The organism is Flavobacteriaceae bacterium GSB9, from assembly GCA_022749295.1.
Classification (GTDB): Bacteria; Bacteroidota; Bacteroidia; order Flavobacteriales; family Flavobacteriaceae; genus Flavisericum.
The window spans coordinates 3,455,588-3,476,390 of record CP062007.1 but is presented as its reverse complement, the minus strand read 5'-3'; the positions used below and the strand labels follow the sequence as shown (position 1 = coordinate 3,476,390).

At 37.2% G+C, this 20,803-nt stretch carries 8 protein-coding genes; 7 read left to right on the top strand and 1 reads right to left on the bottom strand.

Features of this window, described 5'->3' with window-relative positions:
- Entirely contained in the window at window positions 1-4,878 is a 4,878-nt protein-coding gene (locus GSB9_03077) for a pectinesterase family protein (GenBank protein ID UKM66487.1), read from the bottom strand.
- A gap of 599 nt (window positions 4,879-5,477) precedes the next feature.
- On the opposite strand from GSB9_03077, the gene GSB9_03076 reads away from it, so the two are divergent.
- From GSB9_03076 to GSB9_03070, 7 genes are all read left to right on the top strand, one after another.
- Window positions 5,478-8,021: a T9SS type A sorting domain-containing protein gene (locus tag GSB9_03076; protein UKM66486.2), complete on the top strand. Its 2,544-nt coding sequence runs from the start codon at window positions 5,478-5,480 to the stop codon at window positions 8,019-8,021.
- A 469-nt stretch (window positions 8,022-8,490) separates the two neighbouring features.
- Window positions 8,491-11,706, top strand: a complete 3,216-nt coding sequence (locus GSB9_03075) for a TonB-dependent receptor (GenBank protein ID UKM66485.2) — start codon at window positions 8,491-8,493, stop codon at window positions 11,704-11,706.
- A gap of 2 nt (window positions 11,707-11,708) precedes the next feature.
- Window positions 11,709-13,556 (top strand): RagB/SusD family nutrient uptake outer membrane protein, encoded by a 1,848-nt coding sequence (locus GSB9_03074; GenBank protein UKM66484.1) that lies wholly within the window; start codon window positions 11,709-11,711, stop codon window positions 13,554-13,556.
- 12 nt (window positions 13,557-13,568) lie between these two features.
- A complete protein-coding gene (locus GSB9_03073) occupies window positions 13,569-15,284 on the top strand; it encodes a DUF5123 domain-containing protein (GenBank protein ID UKM66483.1) in 1,716 nt (571 codons plus the stop codon).
- A gap of 189 nt (window positions 15,285-15,473) precedes the next feature.
- Complete coding sequence (locus tag GSB9_03072) at window positions 15,474-17,000, top strand: pectate lyase (GenBank protein UKM66482.1); 1,527 nt, start codon at window positions 15,474-15,476, stop codon at window positions 16,998-17,000.
- 3 nt (window positions 17,001-17,003) lie between these two features.
- Window positions 17,004-19,247: a pectinesterase family protein gene (locus GSB9_03071; GenBank protein UKM66481.1), complete on the top strand. Its 2,244-nt coding sequence runs from the start codon at window positions 17,004-17,006 to the stop codon at window positions 19,245-19,247.
- Between the two features lie 123 nt (window positions 19,248-19,370).
- Window positions 19,371-20,798, top strand: coding sequence for a glycoside hydrolase family 28 protein (locus GSB9_03070; protein UKM66480.1), 1,428 nt, complete (start codon window positions 19,371-19,373; stop codon window positions 20,796-20,798).
- Window positions 20,799-20,803: the final 5 nt, after the last annotated feature.

The following is a 20,803-nucleotide window of genomic DNA, read 5'->3' as shown; positions in this document are numbered from 1 at the left end:
TTATTTTTTAACGATTTTAATTGATTTTCTAACAGTATCTCCATTTAATTGAAGGTAATACAAACCATCTCCTAAATTTGACAAATCAAGGTCTAAAGTTCTGGTTAAGGATAGATCTTTGCTTGAGACCATATAATGCCTACCTTGGATATCAAACACCGAAACCTCAACCCTTGAATCGTTACCGTTAACATAAACCTGAAGGTTACCTGCAGTTGGGTTAGGATAAACTAGCACTTCTTCAGATAAAAATATGCTTTCTGAATGCTTACCTTGACAAGCGGAGTCTGTAGAAATCTCCAAATTGTTCTGACCTGAAACCAAATCAATAACAATTGAGGATTGGCTTGTTGTTATTACCTGACCGTTATGGTTAATGTTATAACTATCAGCACCAGATAATGATATCGTCACTTTATTTTCTGCTCGGCCTACTTTAGACGACACTTCGAAATTAGTTGGCCCCTCGACAGTCACGTTAAAACATTGCTCATAATTATCTCTACCATCAATGGTTATACAAACTTCATAACTTCCAGCACTTAACCCTTCAATAGTAGTAGATGATGAAAAGGCAGATGCCGCTCCTCCGTTCACAGATACGTTAAACGTATAATCTGTATTTTGGGAAGTAATATTAATCCATCCATCATTTTGTCCCTGACAACTGACAGAATTTGCTGTTATGCTGAAATTGTTATTCGGAAGTTCAAAAACCTCACAACCAAAAACATTTACTGTGGCACCTTCTGGAGAATTAGGACAATCGTCCTCACTATCAAGAAAACCATCTCCATCACTATCATCACAAGTATCACCAATACCATCATTATCAAAGTCTTCTTGATTAGGGTTGTAGGCTAAATTACAGTTATCATCAGTATCTAGTACACCATCATAATCAGAATCCTCTTCGGCATCTAATGTTGGGATTGGATCCCAGCCATCGTTGCCTTTTGTAAAGTTGAATGTTGTAATCTCCGTGCCATCCGTTAAAATTGGTGTCGATAATACTGTAGACCATGATACACGGTTGCCAGAATTATCTACTCCAGACTCTTCAATGGTTCCATATTCATACATAAACGGAGACTCTCCTCCCAATGAACTTGTCCAACCTACAGGATTAATTAACGATTCCCCTTCATTGCCAGGATAGGTTGATTCATCTATAGTTGTATTATAAAATACGACTTCACTTGTATTAGGTGCCCATGGTCGTCCAAAATAACCAGGTTTAGAACCATTAGTAGAGGCTGTTTCTACTCCAGGAATTGGAGATACTACATGACCTTCATACATTAAATAACCTCTTCCGCCGGACTGTTGTGCTGCTGTAATATAGGCAGCATCATTACTTGCATCACTGGTATTTAAAACAAATTTGGTTTTATAGAAAACCGCCGTCATTGCTCCAAATATATAATCAACGGCTCCCATCATTGCTCCTTTGTATACAACAACTCTTGCAGGAGCTGCTCCATAAAATGAGTCTTGACGTCCAATTACTCGGCAATTATTCAAAATTACTTTATCGGCACTAGAAGCAACGCCTATGGCTGCGGCTTGAGTAACATAACCTGCAGCTCTATTTTGCACATCGGTATTGCCGTAATCGGTAGGTCGTGTTGGTAATTTTGATGGATCTTTAGCTTCAACTACATCTTGCGATTCTTTTAAAGAAATATATTGATTAAAGGAGTTCTCAAGAATAATATCCTCTATAGTAATGTTAGTAGATTTAATAACTACTGTAGCATTCCAATATGATGATCCGCCACCGGTTCCTTCTCTATTTACATAATCTGTATAACCATTGTCTTTATTGACAGCAAGTGCTTCGGCGCTCCATTTATTATCGGTTCCCTGGCTATAGAAATTATAAGATTGTCCGTAATAAGAAGTTATCCTCACAGCACCATCTTCAATATCAACTCCTTTGTTTAAAAGTCCAATGCTTGGAATGGACGCTGCATTTTTTAGATGGATATTTGGATTTTCAATAACCAACATTTCCTCATAATTGCCTGGGTCTATCATTATAGTGACCTGTTCGTCATTTGGACGATCCATTCTTGCAACCTCATTTAAAGCACCATTAATGGTTTGATAATCTTTATCTTCACCTACCGTAATAACCGATCTGTATGGTGCTATTGATACGGTTTTAATTGAAACGAAATAGGTAGTTCCTCCAATAGCTACATTAACATAGCCGTCTGTGGTTCCTTGATAAATATACTCCCCAACTACATTTACACTTGTACTTTGTGAAGTATTTTCAATAGTTGGCCCACCTTCAATAGAATAGTTGGACACATAATAATCGGTTAATATCACCTTATCTCCAGGTTTTACGGGTATAGCTATGGTAGCTCCAGCTCCAGCGTTTAAATCGCCGTTACCTCCTCTTACATTCACTGCTCCTGTAAATAGAAGGCCTTTATAGGCTGTTGCACCAGAGATATTACGATCCCTAAATACCCATTCAGTTACAGGATCAAACTTTAAATCTTTTGTCACGTTTGCTCCATTTACTGTTAAATTCGATGTAAGTGCCATTTCAAGTGGATATTCATCCAAACCACCATCATAGCTGATAGAGTAGACGCCATCACGCAGTGCGACTGCATCGATATCAGTAAAACTATAAGAATACCCTTCTTCATTTAAATTGGTAAAAGTTAAACCCACCAAAGCGCGTTGAGTGGCATTTAAATCTGGGGTATTAATCGTTATATCATACAAAGGTTTAGGAGTAAAAACTATGTCTGCAGTTTGATTTCCTGTTATTGTAATAGTATTATTTAAAATTTCATAATCATTTACACCTTCTGCTGATATTGTATATTCTACATCTGCTTCTAATTCCACAGAATAGGTTGATGCTGTTTCATTAATAGTAATAATAGGATTGTAAATTTTATTAGCATCAGGATCTGGTGTGAATGTTAATTCTAGGTTAGTCAAATCTGGCAACCCTGTTATATTACCACTAACACTATACAATGTAACCAGTAATACTTGAATATCATAATTAGTTGTTTCTTCAGTAACATTTAGAGTGAGTCCATTACCTATAAGGTATCCATTCGCATTTTCTAAACTAAGAGTGTATGTATAATCATAAGGTAAGTCAATACTATAAGTGCCATTATTAACCACTGCTGAAAAAGTTTTACCTGCTTCATTAGTGAAATTAATGGCATAGCCATCTGGAATTCCAGGAGCGTTGGTTTCATCAACATTTCCAGAAAGAGTTACATATTCAGCATCTTTTCTAGAAAATCTATAGACGCTCATTTTATCATTAGGTGAAAAAAGTTTATAATCACCAGCAGCTTTAGCGACAAATTTGAATTCCACTAACTCTGTACCAACTGAAATGATATCATCTTGTATTGAAGAATCGGCTACGTACTGAAATTGAATATTATCTGCTGTGCCATCTTGGGAAAGAAGTGCAACCGTCAACTCATCATCTTCAGCTAAAGTAATAGTAAAATATCTACTGTCTGAACGGCTATTACTATAAATTCTACCTGTATAATCAGGATTGGAAGTACCCAGGTTTTCATCCCAACGAGTAAGATTAGTATTAGATGTTCTTAATCTATCACTTGTGCTACTGGAACTTGTCCATGATAATGCTCCTTCAGTCCAATTTGTCGGTAAATTTGTACCAGAAGTACCTGGGGTCACACCATCATACCAGGCATTAATTTTAGCTTCATCTAACATATTGTTATAAAGTACGGGGTCAAATTGTTGTGCGCCAAAGTCCCAAACATCTGTTTTTGGGAATACAACCGTTTGATTTGTTACTTCAATGGCAGGGGTGTATGCAACATTACCACTAAAGGTAAAATATAAGGTCCTTGGCCCTCCTCTATATGTAAACTCATAATAACCTGTTCGGTCTTCCATATCGGGATAAGCATCCATATCTACATCGAAAACACCCAGTTCATTTCCTCCGGGAGAGATTCCACCACTCATAGTTCCCGCACTGAATCTAGATCCATAAAAGCGAACTGTAGACAGAGTTCCATCAACATCAACCTCCATCACATTACCATCTCTAATAGCTACACCATATTGAGTACTATGAAACAATGTTGTAGAAGCTTGTGTTCTTAATTTTCCATCAGGACTTGTGGTAGTTAGAACGGGATTCCATTGAACACCATCATTTTCAAATGTAGACCCATCACCTAAATTATAGACAGTTGGTAAAACTATTTCACCGTTTAAAACACCCTCAACATGAACATTCGCAAGACCAAATTGCTTTGCTTCCTGTAAGCTATATAAGTATACTTTTAAAGTACTTGCACCAGCACCAGCAGTGATTCCTAGACCACTTAAATCATAACTTAAAGATGAATAATTACCATCACTATCTCTTGCTGTAGCTTGAGCTGTTACTACAGAAGTAGTACCATTCTCATTAACCCACTCAATATCAAGTTTGCCATTTCCAGTCCCAAATCTTTGGGCATCGAGTGTAATTAAGGTTGGTGTAAATGTCAATCCGGAAACTGGCTCAAATACAAAATCTACAGCACTTTCAGGTCCAGCTGTATCAATTTTTCCGTTGGTCTCCCAACAAGTAAATAAACCGCCGTTTGCAGTTCTTGTACCTGCAGGATCACCACCGGTGTAAAATATTAAATTGGCCCCATCTGTAACACTAGCACCAGTTGGCTCAAAATATGATTCTGTTCCTGCCAAGTAATCTGCAGATTGAGCTGCAGAGCCTTCATCCAGCACCCAAGTTATACTAGATGCGGTATCCGCAAGTGTTGTTGTTTGTCCTTGCGCCAAAAATGCAAATAGCAACAAAGGAATCATAAAAACAAAGGAAAGTTTTCTCATTTTTAAAGTTAATTTAATTATTGTTTAGTTGTACACTATTAATCAAATCATTGATTGAAAAATAATGTTATTTAATAGGTCTTAGTTATTTAATAAGTCTTAAAAAATTCGGGCATTTCGATTTTAAAAAAACGAAAAGGAAACTAATAAATTAAAACATAATTTTACATGAAGTAAAGTAGATAATAACTATTAATTTCACAGGAAAATTGCAATCGATTACACAAATATATTAGAAAACTATTAATTTCCAAATTATTTGATCTTAATATTAATAAATATAACGGCTTATTATTCCATTTGAAAGTGCATTCCTAATAAAAGCTTATCGTTTAACGCATGTAAACACTAGTTGTCAGGCTTTTTTTTATTGTATTAAAAACTCTGAAAAACATTTTTTTTTAAGAATACCTTGAAGAAATCAAAATTCAACATTAATTTTCCTGCTAATGGAAATATAAATGAATACAATACTTAAGATCATTTCATTTTTGGTAAAACCATATTAATACCCTAAATCCACATATCATAACATTAAAACATTTCTTTTTTTATTTACTTCATCGCTTTATTAGTTCATGTTTCTAAAATATCTACATTTGGATAATCGATTACATCTAAATTATGCTAAAGACAATGTATTGAAAAATTTATGCTTTTACTCGGCTTTTCTTTGGGTTACCTTTTATGCTGTAGCCCAAAATGTTACTATCATGGAATCTAGTGGCTGGCTAGAGTCTGCATACATAAAGTGGAATGATGTAGCCGAGGCCGAGAGCTACAACGTATATATAACTGGCGAAGGCCTCAACAACAAAAAAATAGACGACCAACTTATAAGGTGCTATAATGGGTACCATCGTGCAGATATTTTAGGTTTAAAAGCAGGATCGTATACCATAAGTGTTGCCTCGGTAATTTCGGGAAAAGAAGACAATATGACCACAAGCGACGTCATTACCGTTGAAGCTCATGACCGCACAGGGTTTGCTTTTTCCAATGGGCGCGTTCCAGGAGCCTATAATTTAGATGGGACTCTAAAATCTGGTGCGGTAATTCTGTATATAACAGAGAATACAAAAAACACTGTTGAACTTAATGTAACTGGAGCCAATTCCAATCCCTGTATAGGCCTTCAAACTATTTTAGATGGTTTCAAAAAAGGAAACGACAACCGCCCATTGATTGTCAGGCTTATTGGTCAAATTACCGACCCCGATTATTTATTGAATGGCGACATTGTTATTGAAAACAAAAATAATGCTTCGAGCCACATCACTTTTGAAGGCGTAGGCGACGATGCAGTCGCAGATGGCTGGGGTATTCGGGTTAAAAACGCAACAAATATTGAGATTAGGAATATTGGCTCTATGAACTGCGATAGTAATGAGGGCGACAATATTGGGCTTCAACAAAACAACGATTATATCTGGGTACACAACGTTGATTTCTTTTATGGCAATGCGGGTGGTGATGCCGACCAAGTCAAAGGTGATGGGGCTCTTGATTGCAAGCGGTCTACTTACGTAACGTTCTCATACAATCACTTTTGGGATTCCGGAAAATCCAACCTTTTGGGGCTGAGCGAGGACCCATCAGATGATTTATACATTACATACCACCATAATTGGTACGACCATTCAGACTCTAGGCATCCACGGGTGCGTTATTATTCAGCCCATGTTTACAACAACTTTTACGACGGAAACTCAAAGTACGGCGTTGGTGCCACCAATGGTTCCTCTATTTTTGTTGAAGCTAATTACTTCAGAAATTGTAAATACCCTATTTTAACGTCTATGCAAGGCTCTGATGTTTATGATGAGGATACGGGGTCTAACGACTATTCTGACATGCCAACATTTTCTAAAGAAGACGGGGGAAGCATTAAAGCCTTCAAAAACCATATTGAAGGCGCCAGACGTTTTGTGGCTTACGGAGATAGCAATTTTAACAATTCAACTGTCGATTTTGATGCCTATGTTGTTTCAACGAGAAATGAAACCATGCCTGCCAATGCAACTTCGGTTTACGGTGGAAATACGCATGATAATTTCGACATCGACCCCTCAGTGATGTACAATTATACCCCTGACACTCCCGAAGGTGCCAAAACTAAAGTCATGCAATATTCAGGACGCATGAACGGTGGTGATTTCACTTGGACATTCAATAATGCCACCGATGATACGTCTTATGCCGTTGATTCTGGTTTAAAGAGTGCTTTAACAAATTACACCACAGCGCTAGTTTGTGTACAAGGCGATGTTGGTCCAGATCCAGCTATTACACTAACAGCAAATGTTGGCGACGGATTGGTTAATCTGAACTGGGATGTAAGCAACTACAGTGCTTCTACCTACGAAATATTTAGAAATACAGATTCTGACCCTGCTGGAAGAACAAAAATAGCCGACATAACTACCCCAAGTACATCAAGCTTTACAGACAACACCGTTGAAAACGGAACAACCTATTACTATTGGATTGTGGCCGATACCTCTATTGAATCCAATATTGAATCTGCAATGCCCGTTGAAGGTGGAACTGCTACAGGCGACGAAACACACAACTTCACTATTGTCGGAAAAAACAGCACTTTTTATTCCATAACAGGCAACCTTTCCGACTCCAAGGGTACGGTAAACTATAATGGATTAACCCTAACGCAGTGCCTAAAAATCGAATCGAGCACCAATGTAAGCTTCACCACTACTGCACCATCCACCCTCACTTTGGTCTTTAAAGAAGGTTACACAGGCGATATCAAAATAAACGGAACAAGCTATGCCATTTCCAACGGTATACTTTCTTTAGAGTTGCCTACAGCAGGCCCATACGAAATCACCAAAGATAGTGTAGCCAACCTTTATTACATGAGTGTTGAATATGAATCATTAGGCATAAGCTCTTTTGAAAGCGCCAATATAAAATTGTTTCCTAATCCAGCTAACAGCATGCTCTATTTGAGTTCAAAAACAAAAGTGAGCCATCTAAGCATTTACAATTTATTAGGTGCTTTGGTAAAAAAAGTTGGAGGCCATATCAAGGAGGTTGACATGACCAATTTAAAGAAGGGCAGCTATCTAATTAAAATTAAAACCGACCATAGCACAACGACAAAAATAATAGTTAAAAACTAGCGTTTTCAAAATCTACAAATTGTAAAAAAACTGGAAAAAATTCATCCCGGGGATTTAAGTTTGCATCATGTTATTTTCTTCAGAACAAGTCAATTTACATAAATGCTTCTACCTGTATTTTTTCATTTCATACTGTATAATCCACCACTCTTAATAGGTTTTTTCTCAACATAAAGCCCAAAACTGCTATTTAATAAAAAAATAACCCCGAAAAATAGGAAATAACCAAATTTTTATTTGGATTTTGGTCAAATTGTTATAATTTCGTGTAATCGATTGCACCTATTGTTGCTTTTTAAAGTGGCAATTTTGTACTAAATCACAAACAAACTTTTAAATTCAGTACTAATTAAACTAAAACTCTATGACAAATTATTTATTATTTGATCATCTTTTTTTCTCTTTTAAGCTACGGAAAAAAAGAGAACCCCGTAATAAGGTTATCTATGCCTTGTTAATTCCTTTATTTATGATTTGCGCTAATGTTCATGCACAAGACAACATAAGTGTGAGCGGTGTAATTACAGATGGAGGCGAACTGGGAGGTCCATTACCTGGTGTAACCGTTCTTGTTAAGGGAACATCAAACGGAACCTCTACAGATTTTGATGGAAATTACACATTGAATAATGTGGATTCAAATGCTACTTTGGTTTTTTCCTATGTTGGTTATAAAACTCAAGAGGTAGCTGTAAATGGCCAATCAACTATTAACATTACATTACAAGTTGATGTAAGTCAATTGGATGAAATCGTTATTGTTGATTACGGTTATGGTAAAGTGAATAAACTAGACATGACGGGTTCTACTGCAAGCATTGGCAGTAAAGAACTTTCAACCATACCTATTTCAAGTGCTGCAGAAGCACTTTCTGGTCGTTTACCTGGTGTAAATGTCACCTCTGCTGATGGCGAGCCTGGTGCCAGTATAAAGATTAGAGTAAGAGGTGGAACCTCATTAACACAAGATAACGATCCTCTGTTTGTTGTTGACGGGTTTATTGTTGGTGATATTGACAACATTCCGGTTAATGACATTGCTTCTATCGATGTATTAAAAGATGCTGCAGCAACAGCGATATATGGAGCTCAAGCATCGAACGGTGTAATTGTTGTAACTACAAAAAATCCAGTTGCAGGGAAGGTTTCTGTATCCTACAATAACTTTTTCCAATTTAATGAGTTGCCCCAAGATAGAAAGTACAAGGTCTTAGATCCGTATGAGTTTGTTTTAGCGAACTATGAGTATGCAGCTATTCAAGGTACTACACAAGTTGAGCGCTTTGAAAGATTCTTTGGTAAGTATGATGATTTAGAGCTATATAAGAAAAAACAGGCCACAGATTGGCAAGACAGATTATTTGGAGGATCCAGAGTTTCACAGTATCACAATTTAAGTATTGGTGGTGGTACTGAGGAGACTAAAATGAATTTAAGCCTTTCTCATAACGATGACGAAGGCCTTTTACAAGGTTCAGCTTTTCAAAGAACAGCTATCAATTTTAAATTAAATCAAAAAATAACAGACAACCTTAAACTTGATATTCAGACTCGAATTACCAACACTGTAAAAGATGGTGCCGGTACGTCTAACAGGGCTCAAATAAAAATCAAAGATGCAGTACAAACCCGCCCTGTTAATGGTATTGCCGACGAAATAGATCTTGACTTAACTCAAATTAATGATGATGATGATTTTCAACAATTCATTTTAAGTTTAAAAAGCCCTGAAGAAGTACTTGAACAAGACTGGAGAAAAAGAACAGATAACGATTACGTACTCAATGCTGCATTAACTTGGTCTATTACCGACAATTTAACAGCCAAATCATCTTTTTCACGTTCAAAACGTTTTCGTGAAGAGTTAAGGTTTTACGGTCCTTTAACTAGTGAATCATTCAATAATGGAGGTAGTTTACCCTTGGGGCAAAAATCTAACTCAGAAGGAGAAACTTATAGATGGGTTAACACTTTAAACTATAACAAAGATTGGGGGGAGTCTAAATTGGATATATTATTAGGTAATGAAATATCCTCTCAAGGAGGGTTTAGTTCGTTCCTACGAGCGGAAGATTTTAGGTTATCCATAACTCCTGAAGAGTTATTTGCTAATATGCAATTAGGTCGTGCTGATAGATTTGGAACCGAGGAAGCTATAAAAACCAACCGTAAATCGGTTTTTGGTAGATTTGATTTTAACCTACAAGACAAATACATAATTACTTTAACGGCAAGGGCCGACCAATCTAGTAGGTTTCGTGGTAAAAACTCATTAGGCATTTTTCCCGCAATAGCAACTGCTTGGAAAATAGACCAAGAAGATTTTATGCAAAATGTAGATTTTGTTGACCAACTTAAATTAAGAATCACCTATGGTGAAACCGGTAACGATAGAATTCAAGATGGTGTAACTGCATACCTTCTAAATACACAAACTTTTAGAAGCCCTGGCTTTAACAATGAGGATAGCGTGTATTACTCTCCTGCTAGCAGTTCTTTATACAACCCAGATATAAAATGGGAAACCACATCGACTAGTAATTATGGTTTAGACTTTACCTTATTCAATAGGCGTTTAAATGGTACTTTTGATTATTACAGGAACGAAACACGAGATCTTTTGTACAAAAAACAAATTGCCACTAGTTCAGGTTTTCAGACGGAATGGGCCAATATAGGGGTTACTGCCAATGAAGGAGTTGAACTTGGAATGACCGGATATATCATAGACAACAATGATTTTACATTATCGGCTAACATAAACATTGGTCATAATGTGCTAACAATCGAGAGATTGGATGGAACCAATGAAGCTTTTGCCAGATCAAATTGGGCCAGTACAGATTTAAGAAACATTAACGACTTTCAAGTCCAAACTGGTGAAAAAATTGGTAATATGTATGGTTTTGTTACCGATGGTTATTACACCGTTGACGATTTTGAAAGCTATGATGAAAGTACAGGGAGATATGTTTTAAAAGATGGTGTAGCAAACTCAGGTGGTACTGTAGGTAACATTAATGTTAGACCTGGGTTTTTAAAATTAAAAGATTTAAATGACGATGGTGTAATTAATGATGATGACCGTCAAGTAATCGGTAATGCCCTACCCGATTTTCAAGGTGGTTTTGGTGTTAACGTAAGATGGAAAAATTTTGATTTATCTACCTTTTTCAACTACCAGGTTGGAAACGACGTATATAATACCGGAAAAATCCAATACAATCAATTTAGACGTGTAACAAATGGAAACCTATTAACAACTATGAGTTTAGATAACAGGTTTACGTATTTAGATGTCAATGGCTCGTATACAGGTACCCCTGGCGCTATTGTAACTGACTTAGATGATTTGAGAGATCTAAATACAGGTAAAAACATCTGGTCGCATGCCAGTTACGGTGTAGCTCAGGCAGTAATTCATGACTGGGCTATAGAAGATGGTTCTTTTTTACGATTAAATAACGTAACTTTAGGATATTCTTTACCAGAAAAATTAATTTCTAAAATTGGCTTGTCTAAATTTAGAGTATTTGCAACCGGTAGAAATTTAGCCATTTGGACCAAATACTCAGGATATGATCCTGAAGTTGACACGAACTCTGACCCCTTCACCCCTGGTGTAGATTACTCTTCTTTCCCAAGAAGTCGTTCTTACACTATTGGGTTAAATGCAACATTTTAATTATGAAAAAGAAACTTATAAATATGAAACTTAAATTATTGTTAGTAGCTATTATACCTACGGTATTAATGACTACATCATGTGACAAGGACTTTTTAGAGCCTGAGTCCATCTCTTCATTTGATACCGATTATGTGTTCTCAAATGTAGATGATGCTAGGAATGCGGTAAATGCAGTATATGCCTCCTTCAACCAAGATGCGTTCCGTTCAAGACTATCCAATAATATGACGGGATGTACTGATATTGAAACCCAGTCTGGATGGACAAGTTCAGGTGATAGGTATCAAATATGGAATTTAGAAGCTACTGTCAGCAATCGTGATTTGGATATTGTTTGGACATATGCCTACCAAGCTATCAGAGATGCTAACGTAGCTATAGAAGGTATTAAAGCCAGTGGCAACTTAGAAGCTTCCGATGTTTCCGTAAGAAACACATTTAATCATTTATTAGGTGAAGCCCATACCCTAAGAGCCTATTGGTATAGTATGCTTATTTACTATTTTGGTGATGTACCGTATAGTATTGAGGCTCCAAAAGCCGGTAATGATTTTAATCTACCTAAAACAAATAGAAACACCATACTTACTGGCGAAATTCAAGCTTTAATTGATGTTGAGGCCAATATGCAATGGGCCGATCAATTGCCTTATGGTATAGAACAAGTAAATCGTGAATATACTTTAGGTATGATTGCCAGATTGGCTTTACAACGTGGCGGTTACTATTTAACCCCAGAACTCAACATGGTAAGAGATAGTGATTATTTAGATTATTATGCTATTGCAAAACAATATTCCAAAAAATTAATTGATTTAAAAGATAGACCATTACCAACAGATTTTAGACAAATCTTTTTAAACCAATGCCAATTTATAAAACCTCTAAACGAAGACATCTTATTTGAAGTTCCTTTTGCTAAAGGTGGTGGTGATGTTGGTTGGAATATTGGTATTACCGTTCAGGGTGGTACAACTGCGAAGCATGATTACGGTTCTGGTAATAATTATATGCACATACCTCCAACATATTATATGTCTTTTGATAGTGCTGATAAAAGACGCGAGGTTACCTGTGGACTATGGCGAATTAATACCGAGGCAGAACATGAACATGTAGGTGGAGGCAATATCTCTCAAGGTAAATGGAGCCGATGGTTTTTACCAGAACCTCCAGGACCAGAATCAGCCAAAGGTACGGGCATTAACTGGCCAATGATGCGTTATGCCGACGTACTACTAATGTTTGCCGAAGCTGAAAACGAATTAAATGGCCCAACATTAGAAGCTCAAATGGCTTTTAAACGTGTACGACAACGTGCTTTCAATGAAGAAGACTGGCCAGCAAAGGTAGATGTTTATACCTCGCAAATCTCAACCTCTAAACAAACGTTCTTTGACGCTATAGTTGATGAACGTGCTTGGGAGTTTGGTGGTGAAATGATTCGTAAGTATGAATTGATTAGATGGAATCTTTATCATGAAAAAGTTGTTGAGACTGTCGAAGGTCTTAAAAAATTAAGGGACGATGCGGTTGAATTACCTGAAGTCAATAACCTTCCCGATTATCAGTATTGGAAAGTTGATGATGCAGGCAATTTTACTGTACTTAACCCAGACTATTATTTGGCTAATCCTCCAGACGATAGTTGGACAAGGTCAAACTTTTTAAGATCTTTAAATGACAACACTTTAGTATACAGAGAATGGATTACCCGAGATTGGGCAAACTATATTGACCAAGGCCCTAAACCAGGAGTTGTAAGATATATTTTCCCAATTCCTGCAGTTACCATCGAGAACAGTCAAGGTGTTCTTAAGAATGATGGCTATGGATTTAACAATTAAAAAAAACTAGATATGAAAAGTAAAAGTAATATATTTAACATGAGGTCGTTATTGCTCTTATGTTTAATCTTTACCATGCTTAATGCTTGTGATAAAGATGATGAACAGTCCTTTGAAAAGACACGTTTGTTTAGGCCCGTACTTAATGAGGATTTATATGCAGAAGGCAATACTATTTTTGTTAATATGGCCAATCTTAAGCAAGCCATAGGATATGTAATTGAAGTAAGTAGAGATACATTTGCAACTATTGACTACACCATTCAGTCTGATACAAACTATGTCGAAATAAACGAGAATACTGTTGGTGAAGAGTTATTCTGGAATACATTATATCAAGTAAGAGCCACTGCTCTTGAGTCCGATTCCGAATACAATAGTAGAATTTCTGATTTAGGTAATGTAAGAACAGAAGTTTTTCCTAGTATTTTGAATTCTCCTGCACCTTGGGATGTTACAGATGTTGCTGCTAGAGTAACATGGGATACTGTTAACAGTGGTGCTCCTATTACCGGAATAAAGGTGTTCTCAGCGGACGACTTAAAACTAAATACTCCCTTATTTGAAGAAACTCCAATATCATCTGAAGAAGATGAAGCCGGTGAAGGTTTTGTTTACGGTTTAACCCCCGAAACAGATTACCAAATTGCTATTTTTAGTGGCGCAGAAATTAGAGGATGGGTAAACTACACTACTAAAGTGGCGGATATTGACCCTAACTCTCCGGGTGTAATTGACATAAGAGATGATGAAAGCCCTTCTGCTGTAACAAATGCGGTTGCGGCTGCCCAAGATGGTGATATCATTCTAATCAAAAGGGGTATAACTTACGATTTACCCACAAATTCCAATCCCCTAACAAAATCCATCACCATCAGAGGAGCCTATGGTTTTGGTGAACAAAAAGCAAAACTTTTTACCACAGGAAATTGGGGTATTGCCCAAGGTTCTAATATAGGCCATATCCGCTTTATCGACGTAGAAATCAAAGGGGAAGATTATGGCGGTGATTATGTATTTAATCCTAATACTGGAGACACTAATATTGAGGAACTACTCTTCGACAATTGTAAAATTTCAACCTTACGTGGCATTTTTCGCTTAAGAGGTACTAATGCAACTTTAAGCAATTATGAAATTAGAAATTCTACTATCGATAGTATTGGAAACTATGGTATTATAACATGTGATACAAACCCAGGTACACCTCAAACAGCCACCGTTGAGAACATTAAATTCGTAAACAGTACATTTAATCATGTTCAGGTAGGTATTACTTCTAGAAACAATTCGGCTTCAATAGTAATTGAAAGTTGCACTTTCGCTAATTTTCCTTTAGGCGGTAATGCTGGATATAAAATGTTCCGTTATAGAGGAGGCGATGACAATAATAACGTTGCTAATGGCATAATTATTTCTAATACCATCTATGGTCATGCCTGGGATCAATCAGGTGAGGCTGAAGAATACCCGGTAACAGGCATCGAAGGTCTGCCCAATACATCTTTTGATGTTAGCAATACCTATACTGTTGACGACTTTTCTTGGTATATTAATGATAACACAGGCGAAGCATTAAATGCAGTTCCTAATTTACCCCTAGGCAATGCCGGAAGTACACAAGATGAACTTTGGGTTGATCCTGAAAATAATAATTTCAATATTAAAGATTCAGGATTTCCTGGAAAAAGTTCTGCCGGTGACCCAAGATGGCGAGTGACATTATAATAATAATAGATTAAATTTGAGGTCTACTAATAGACCTAATGAAATGGATACCTTAAAAGCATAGTTTTAGGGTATCCATTTTTAATATATCAAAAACTAAACAAACTCCACGGATAACTAAACATTCACCTTAGTGAATTCAAAAATGCACAAGACATCAAAAACAACATATTATTAATAGCATAAAAGATGAAACTATATCTAAAAACCATACTGTTAATATTCCCTTTTCTGGTGTTTTCGTGCAGCAGCAGCTCACCTTCGGATACCCCCAAACAAGAAGAGCAAGAAGAAGTAGAGCCTACAGAAGAAGAACAAGAGCAACAGGAAGAAGAAAATGGAGAGCAGCAGCCCACACAAGTTGACGAAGAAGCCTTTGCTTTTCCTGGTGCCGAAGGGTTTGGCAGACATACAACCGGTGGCCGCGGTGGAAAAGTTCTTTTTGTAACTACACTTGAGGATTACGGCAAAGGTAGTTTAAGAGAAGCTGTAAACACTCCCGGAGCCCGTTATATCCTATTTAAAGTTTCTGGGACAATCCGACTGCTTTCAGAATTAAAAATAAACAATGGCAATGTAACTATTGCTGGACAAACTGCTCCCGGTGATGGCATTTGCCTTAAAAATTACCCCGTTACTATAAATGCCGATAATGTTATTATCCGCTACCTAAGATTTAGAATGGGTGATGAGGCTCAACAAGAAGGCGATGCCTTAGGCAGCCGTTTTCATAAAAATATTATTATCGACCACTGCTCGATGAGTTGGTCTACCGATGAAACAGTTTCCATCTATAACAATGAAAATACCACGTTGCAATGGTGTTTTATAACCGAAAGTTTACGCAACTCGGTTCACGATAAAGGCTCGCATGGTTATGGTGGTATTTGGGGAGGAAGAAAAGCATCATTTCATCATAACTTGTTAGCACACCACGATAGTAGAAATCCACGATTAGGAGAAGCAGCTGGTTCTGCATTTGCTCTAACCGATTTGGTCGATTTACGAAATAACGTTATCTACAACTGGCAAGGCAACAGTGCCTACGGTGGCGAAGCTATGAACGTTAATATTGTAAACTGCTACTACAAACCCGGACCAGTTACAACCAAAGACACACGTATCATGTCTATTGACAAAAATAAAGTTGAAGGAACCGAGGTTTACGATATTTGGGGGAAATTCTACATTGATGGTAACCATGTCGAAGGCAGTACACAAGTTACCAACGACAACTGGACCTATGGTGTTTACAATCAATTTCATCATAGCTATGGCACAGTTTCTGAAGAAGATAAAGCAACCATGAAACTTTCTGAACCACACAACATAAACAACAACGTCACTACACATACCGCGGTTGATGCTTACAACAGAGTTCTTGCTTACGGAGGAGCTTCATACAAACGAGATGCTATCGATACCAGAATAGCAGATGAAGTAAAAAATGGGTCATACACTTACGAAGGTTCTAACGGAAGTACAAAAGGTATCATCGACACACAAAACGATGTTGGTGGTTGGCCAGAACTAAAATCTGAAACCCCTCCTACCGACACTTCTGGTGATGGTATGCCAGATGACTGGAAAGTCGAGATGAAACTGAAAGTTGAAGAAAACAACCCTAATGGCCATGACCTTAGTACTGGTTACGAAAACATTGAGGTTTATATCAACAGTTTGGTGACTTCAATTACAGAAAATCAAAATAAATAACATATGTTAAAACAAGCGTTCTTTTTAATCGTCCTATTTTCAATAATTTCATTTTCAAGCCATGCCCAAGATTTGGCCTTCCCAACGGCTGAAGGTTTTGGTAAATATACCTCAGGAGGCAGAGACGGAATAGTATATACCGTTACCAACCTTAATGACGATGGTGAAGGAAGCTTAAGAAAAGGAATTGTAAAAAAAGAACCCAGAATTATTGTCTTTGCCGTTTCGGGCATTATTGAGCTGAAATCAGATTTAGATGTCAACCCCGGCAAAGGCAATTTAACCATTTTGGGGCAAACGGCACCCGGTGAAGGCATTACCCTAAAAGGTTACCCGTTTACCATAAAAGCCAATAACGTTATTGTGCGCTATTTAAGATTTAGAATGGGGGATGTTAACGAAGTTCAGGGCGATGCACTGGGGTGCCGAGATGCCAAAAACGTAATTATCGACCACTGCTCGGTAAGTTGGGCCACGGACGAAAATGCTTCGTTTTACAATAACAAAAATTTCACCCTTCAGTGGAGCATCATTTCCGAAGCATTAAACCGCTCGGTTCACAAAAAAGGAGCGCATGGCTACGGCGGTATTTGGGGAGGGGTTAATGTGTCATTTCATCATAATTTAATGGCCTCGAACAACAGCAGAAATCCGAGATTTAGTGGATCTAAAACCACCGAAAATTCAGAAAACGAATTTGTAGATTTTAGAAACAACGTCATTTACAACTGGGGCGAAAACAGTATTTACGGCGGCGAAAAGGGTTCTTATAATATAGTAAACAATTATTTTAAATCGGGTCCAGCAACAACTTCTTCTAAACTAGACCGCATTGTGAGTCCTTCCAAACCTTACGGAAAGTTTTATGTGAATGGCAACCATGTTGAAGGTTTTGAGAGCATCAGCCAAAACAATTGGGCTGGTGGAGTACAATGCGATAACCTTGAAGAAACTAAACTAAACTCGGAAATTGACATCGACAACAATGTTAAAACAACTACCGCTTCGCAAGCTCTTCAGTCTGTTTTAGAAAATGCCGGAGCTAATATTTATCGAGACGTTGTAGACACAAGGATAGTTCAAAACACTAAAAGTGGTAAAGTGAGTTTTAAAAACGGTATAATCGATTCGCAGAAAGACGTTGGCGGATGGCCGAAATTAAAACATGAAATGGGCAAACCCGATTCAGACGAAGATGGCATTCCCGATTATTGGGAAAACAAGAACGGTTTAAACCCCAACGTGAAAGATAGCGACCTCAATACCATTGACCAAAATTATTCGAATATTGAAGTCTATGCAAATTCATTAATCGACAGAACTCCAAAATTGACCAAAATAAATGACGAAGATTTTCATTTTGTAGTTAATGCTAATGGAAGCGGCGATTTTAAAACTGTGCAGGAGGCTATTGATGCTGTACCGGATTTCAGAAAAACTGAAACCAAAATTTTTATTAAAAATGGTATCTACAAAGAAAAATTAGTGCTTCCTTCATCAAAAATTAATGTGACATTTGTGGGAGAAGACAAAAACAAAACCATTTTAACAAACGACGACTATGCCAAAAAACAAAACGCTTTTGGTGAAGAAATGGGAACTACGGGCTCCTCATCCTTTTTTGTTTTTGGCAATAACTTCAAAGCAAAAAATATCACATTTGAGAACAGCGCGGGTCCCATTGGCCAAGCCGTGGCTGTTAGGGTTGATGGCGATAAAGTGATATTCGAAAACTGTAGGTTTTTAGGTTTTCAAGACACCCTTTACCTCCACGGAAATAACAGCCGCCAATATTATAAAGATTGTTATATTGAAGGCACAGTCGATTTTATCTTCGGGTGGTCCACAGGGTATTTCGAAAACTGTGAAATCTACTGCAAAAGCAATGGTTATGTTACGGCTGCCTCAACCGATAAAAACACCAAATATGGTTTTGTTTTTAAAGGTTGCAAAATAACAGGAAACGCAAACGAAGCCACGTTCTACTTAGGGCGCCCATGGCGCGATTATGCACAAACCGTGTTTATAGATTGTTATATGGATAAACATATAAAACCCGAAGGGTGGCACAATTGGGGTAAATCTCATGCCGAAAAAACCACATTTTATGGCGAATATAATTCTTCAGGCCCTGGAGCCTCAAATAAACGTGTAAAATGGTCGAAAAAAATATCGGAAAAAGACCTTGAACATTATAGCAAAAAAAATGTTCTGGGTGGTACAGATAACTGGATACCAGAATTATAATTGCACAGGCATTCGTTTTTAGGAGTAATACCAACTAAAAGTTTAAAATATTGTTTCTTTAAATTATGCCAACAACCACAACTTTAGTATTTTAGTCAATCGATTACAATTAAACAAAAACTCATGAAATTATCATTTTTTAAAGGATTACTTCCCTCCCTATTCCTCGGAATAATTTTAACAACCCAAGTAGCTTGCAAAGACAAAGAAAAACAAGTTGCCGAACCTGATCCCTTTGATGAAGCGGAAGCTATTATCAATTCCATTAAAATTCCAGAATTTAAGGATGCCACCTACTCTATTTTAGATTTTGGTGCCGTTGCCGATGGTGAAACATTAAATACGAAAGCTATAGCGGCTGCTATCGATTCTTGTAGTAATTCAGGTGGAGGAAAAGTAGTTATTCCTGCTGGTGATTTCCTAACTGGGCCTATTGTTTTAAAAAGTAATGTAAACCTTCATTTAGAAGAAGGTGCCAATGTGTTATTTTCAACAAATCACAAAGATTATCTTCCTGTTGTGCACACGTCATACGAGGGTGTTGAATTAATGAACTACTCGCCGCTTATTAGAGCGTATAAACAGAAAAATATAGCCGTAACCGGAAAAGGTACATTAAATGGCCAAGCCAGCAACACCAACTGGTGGCCTTGGTGCGGCAAAGACTCTTATGGATGGGTTGAAGGTGCTCCTAAACAACACGATTCTATAAACCTGCCCACTTTAAGAAAAATGAACGAAGCACAAGTACCTGTTTCTGAGCGTGTATTTGGTGAAGGTCACCACATACGTCCTACCTTTTTTGAACCCTTTGAATGCGAAAATGTATTGTTAGAAGGTGTTACTTTTACTAATGCACCATTTTGGGTTATTCACCCATTAAAATGTAACTATGTAAGAGTTGACGGTGTAACCGTAAGTAGCCATGGGCCAAACAACGATGGTTGCGACCCAGAATATTGTAAAAACGTGCACATTACTAATTGTACTTTCGATACGGGTGATGACTGTATTGCCATTAAAGCAGGACGTAATGAGGACGGCAGACGTGTAAATATTCCTAGTGAAAATATTGTAGTTGAAAATTGCGATATGAAAGATGGTCACGGTGGCGTGGTTTTAGGTAGCGAAATTTCAGCCGGCGTTAGAAATGTTTTTGCACGTAACTGTAAAATGGACAGCCCAAATTTAGATCGCGCTATCCGTATTAAAACAAACACTTTAAGAGGTGGTTTTGTTGAAAACTTGTACGTAAAAAACATTCAAGTGGGACAAGTAAAGGAAGCTGCTCTCAAAATAAATCTTCACTATGGTATTTATGCCAATCAAGAAGGTGGCTTTATCCCTAAAATAAACAACGTACACCTAGAGGATATAACAGTTGAAAACAGTGGTAAATACGGTATTTTAATTAAAGGGCGAGAAGAAGCCGTTATTCAAAATGTATCTTTAACCAATGTTCATATTAAAAATGCTAAAACACCTTTATCAGTTGAGTATTCTGAACCAATCGTATTTAAAAACACAACCATCAACGGAAAAGAACAATAAAATTA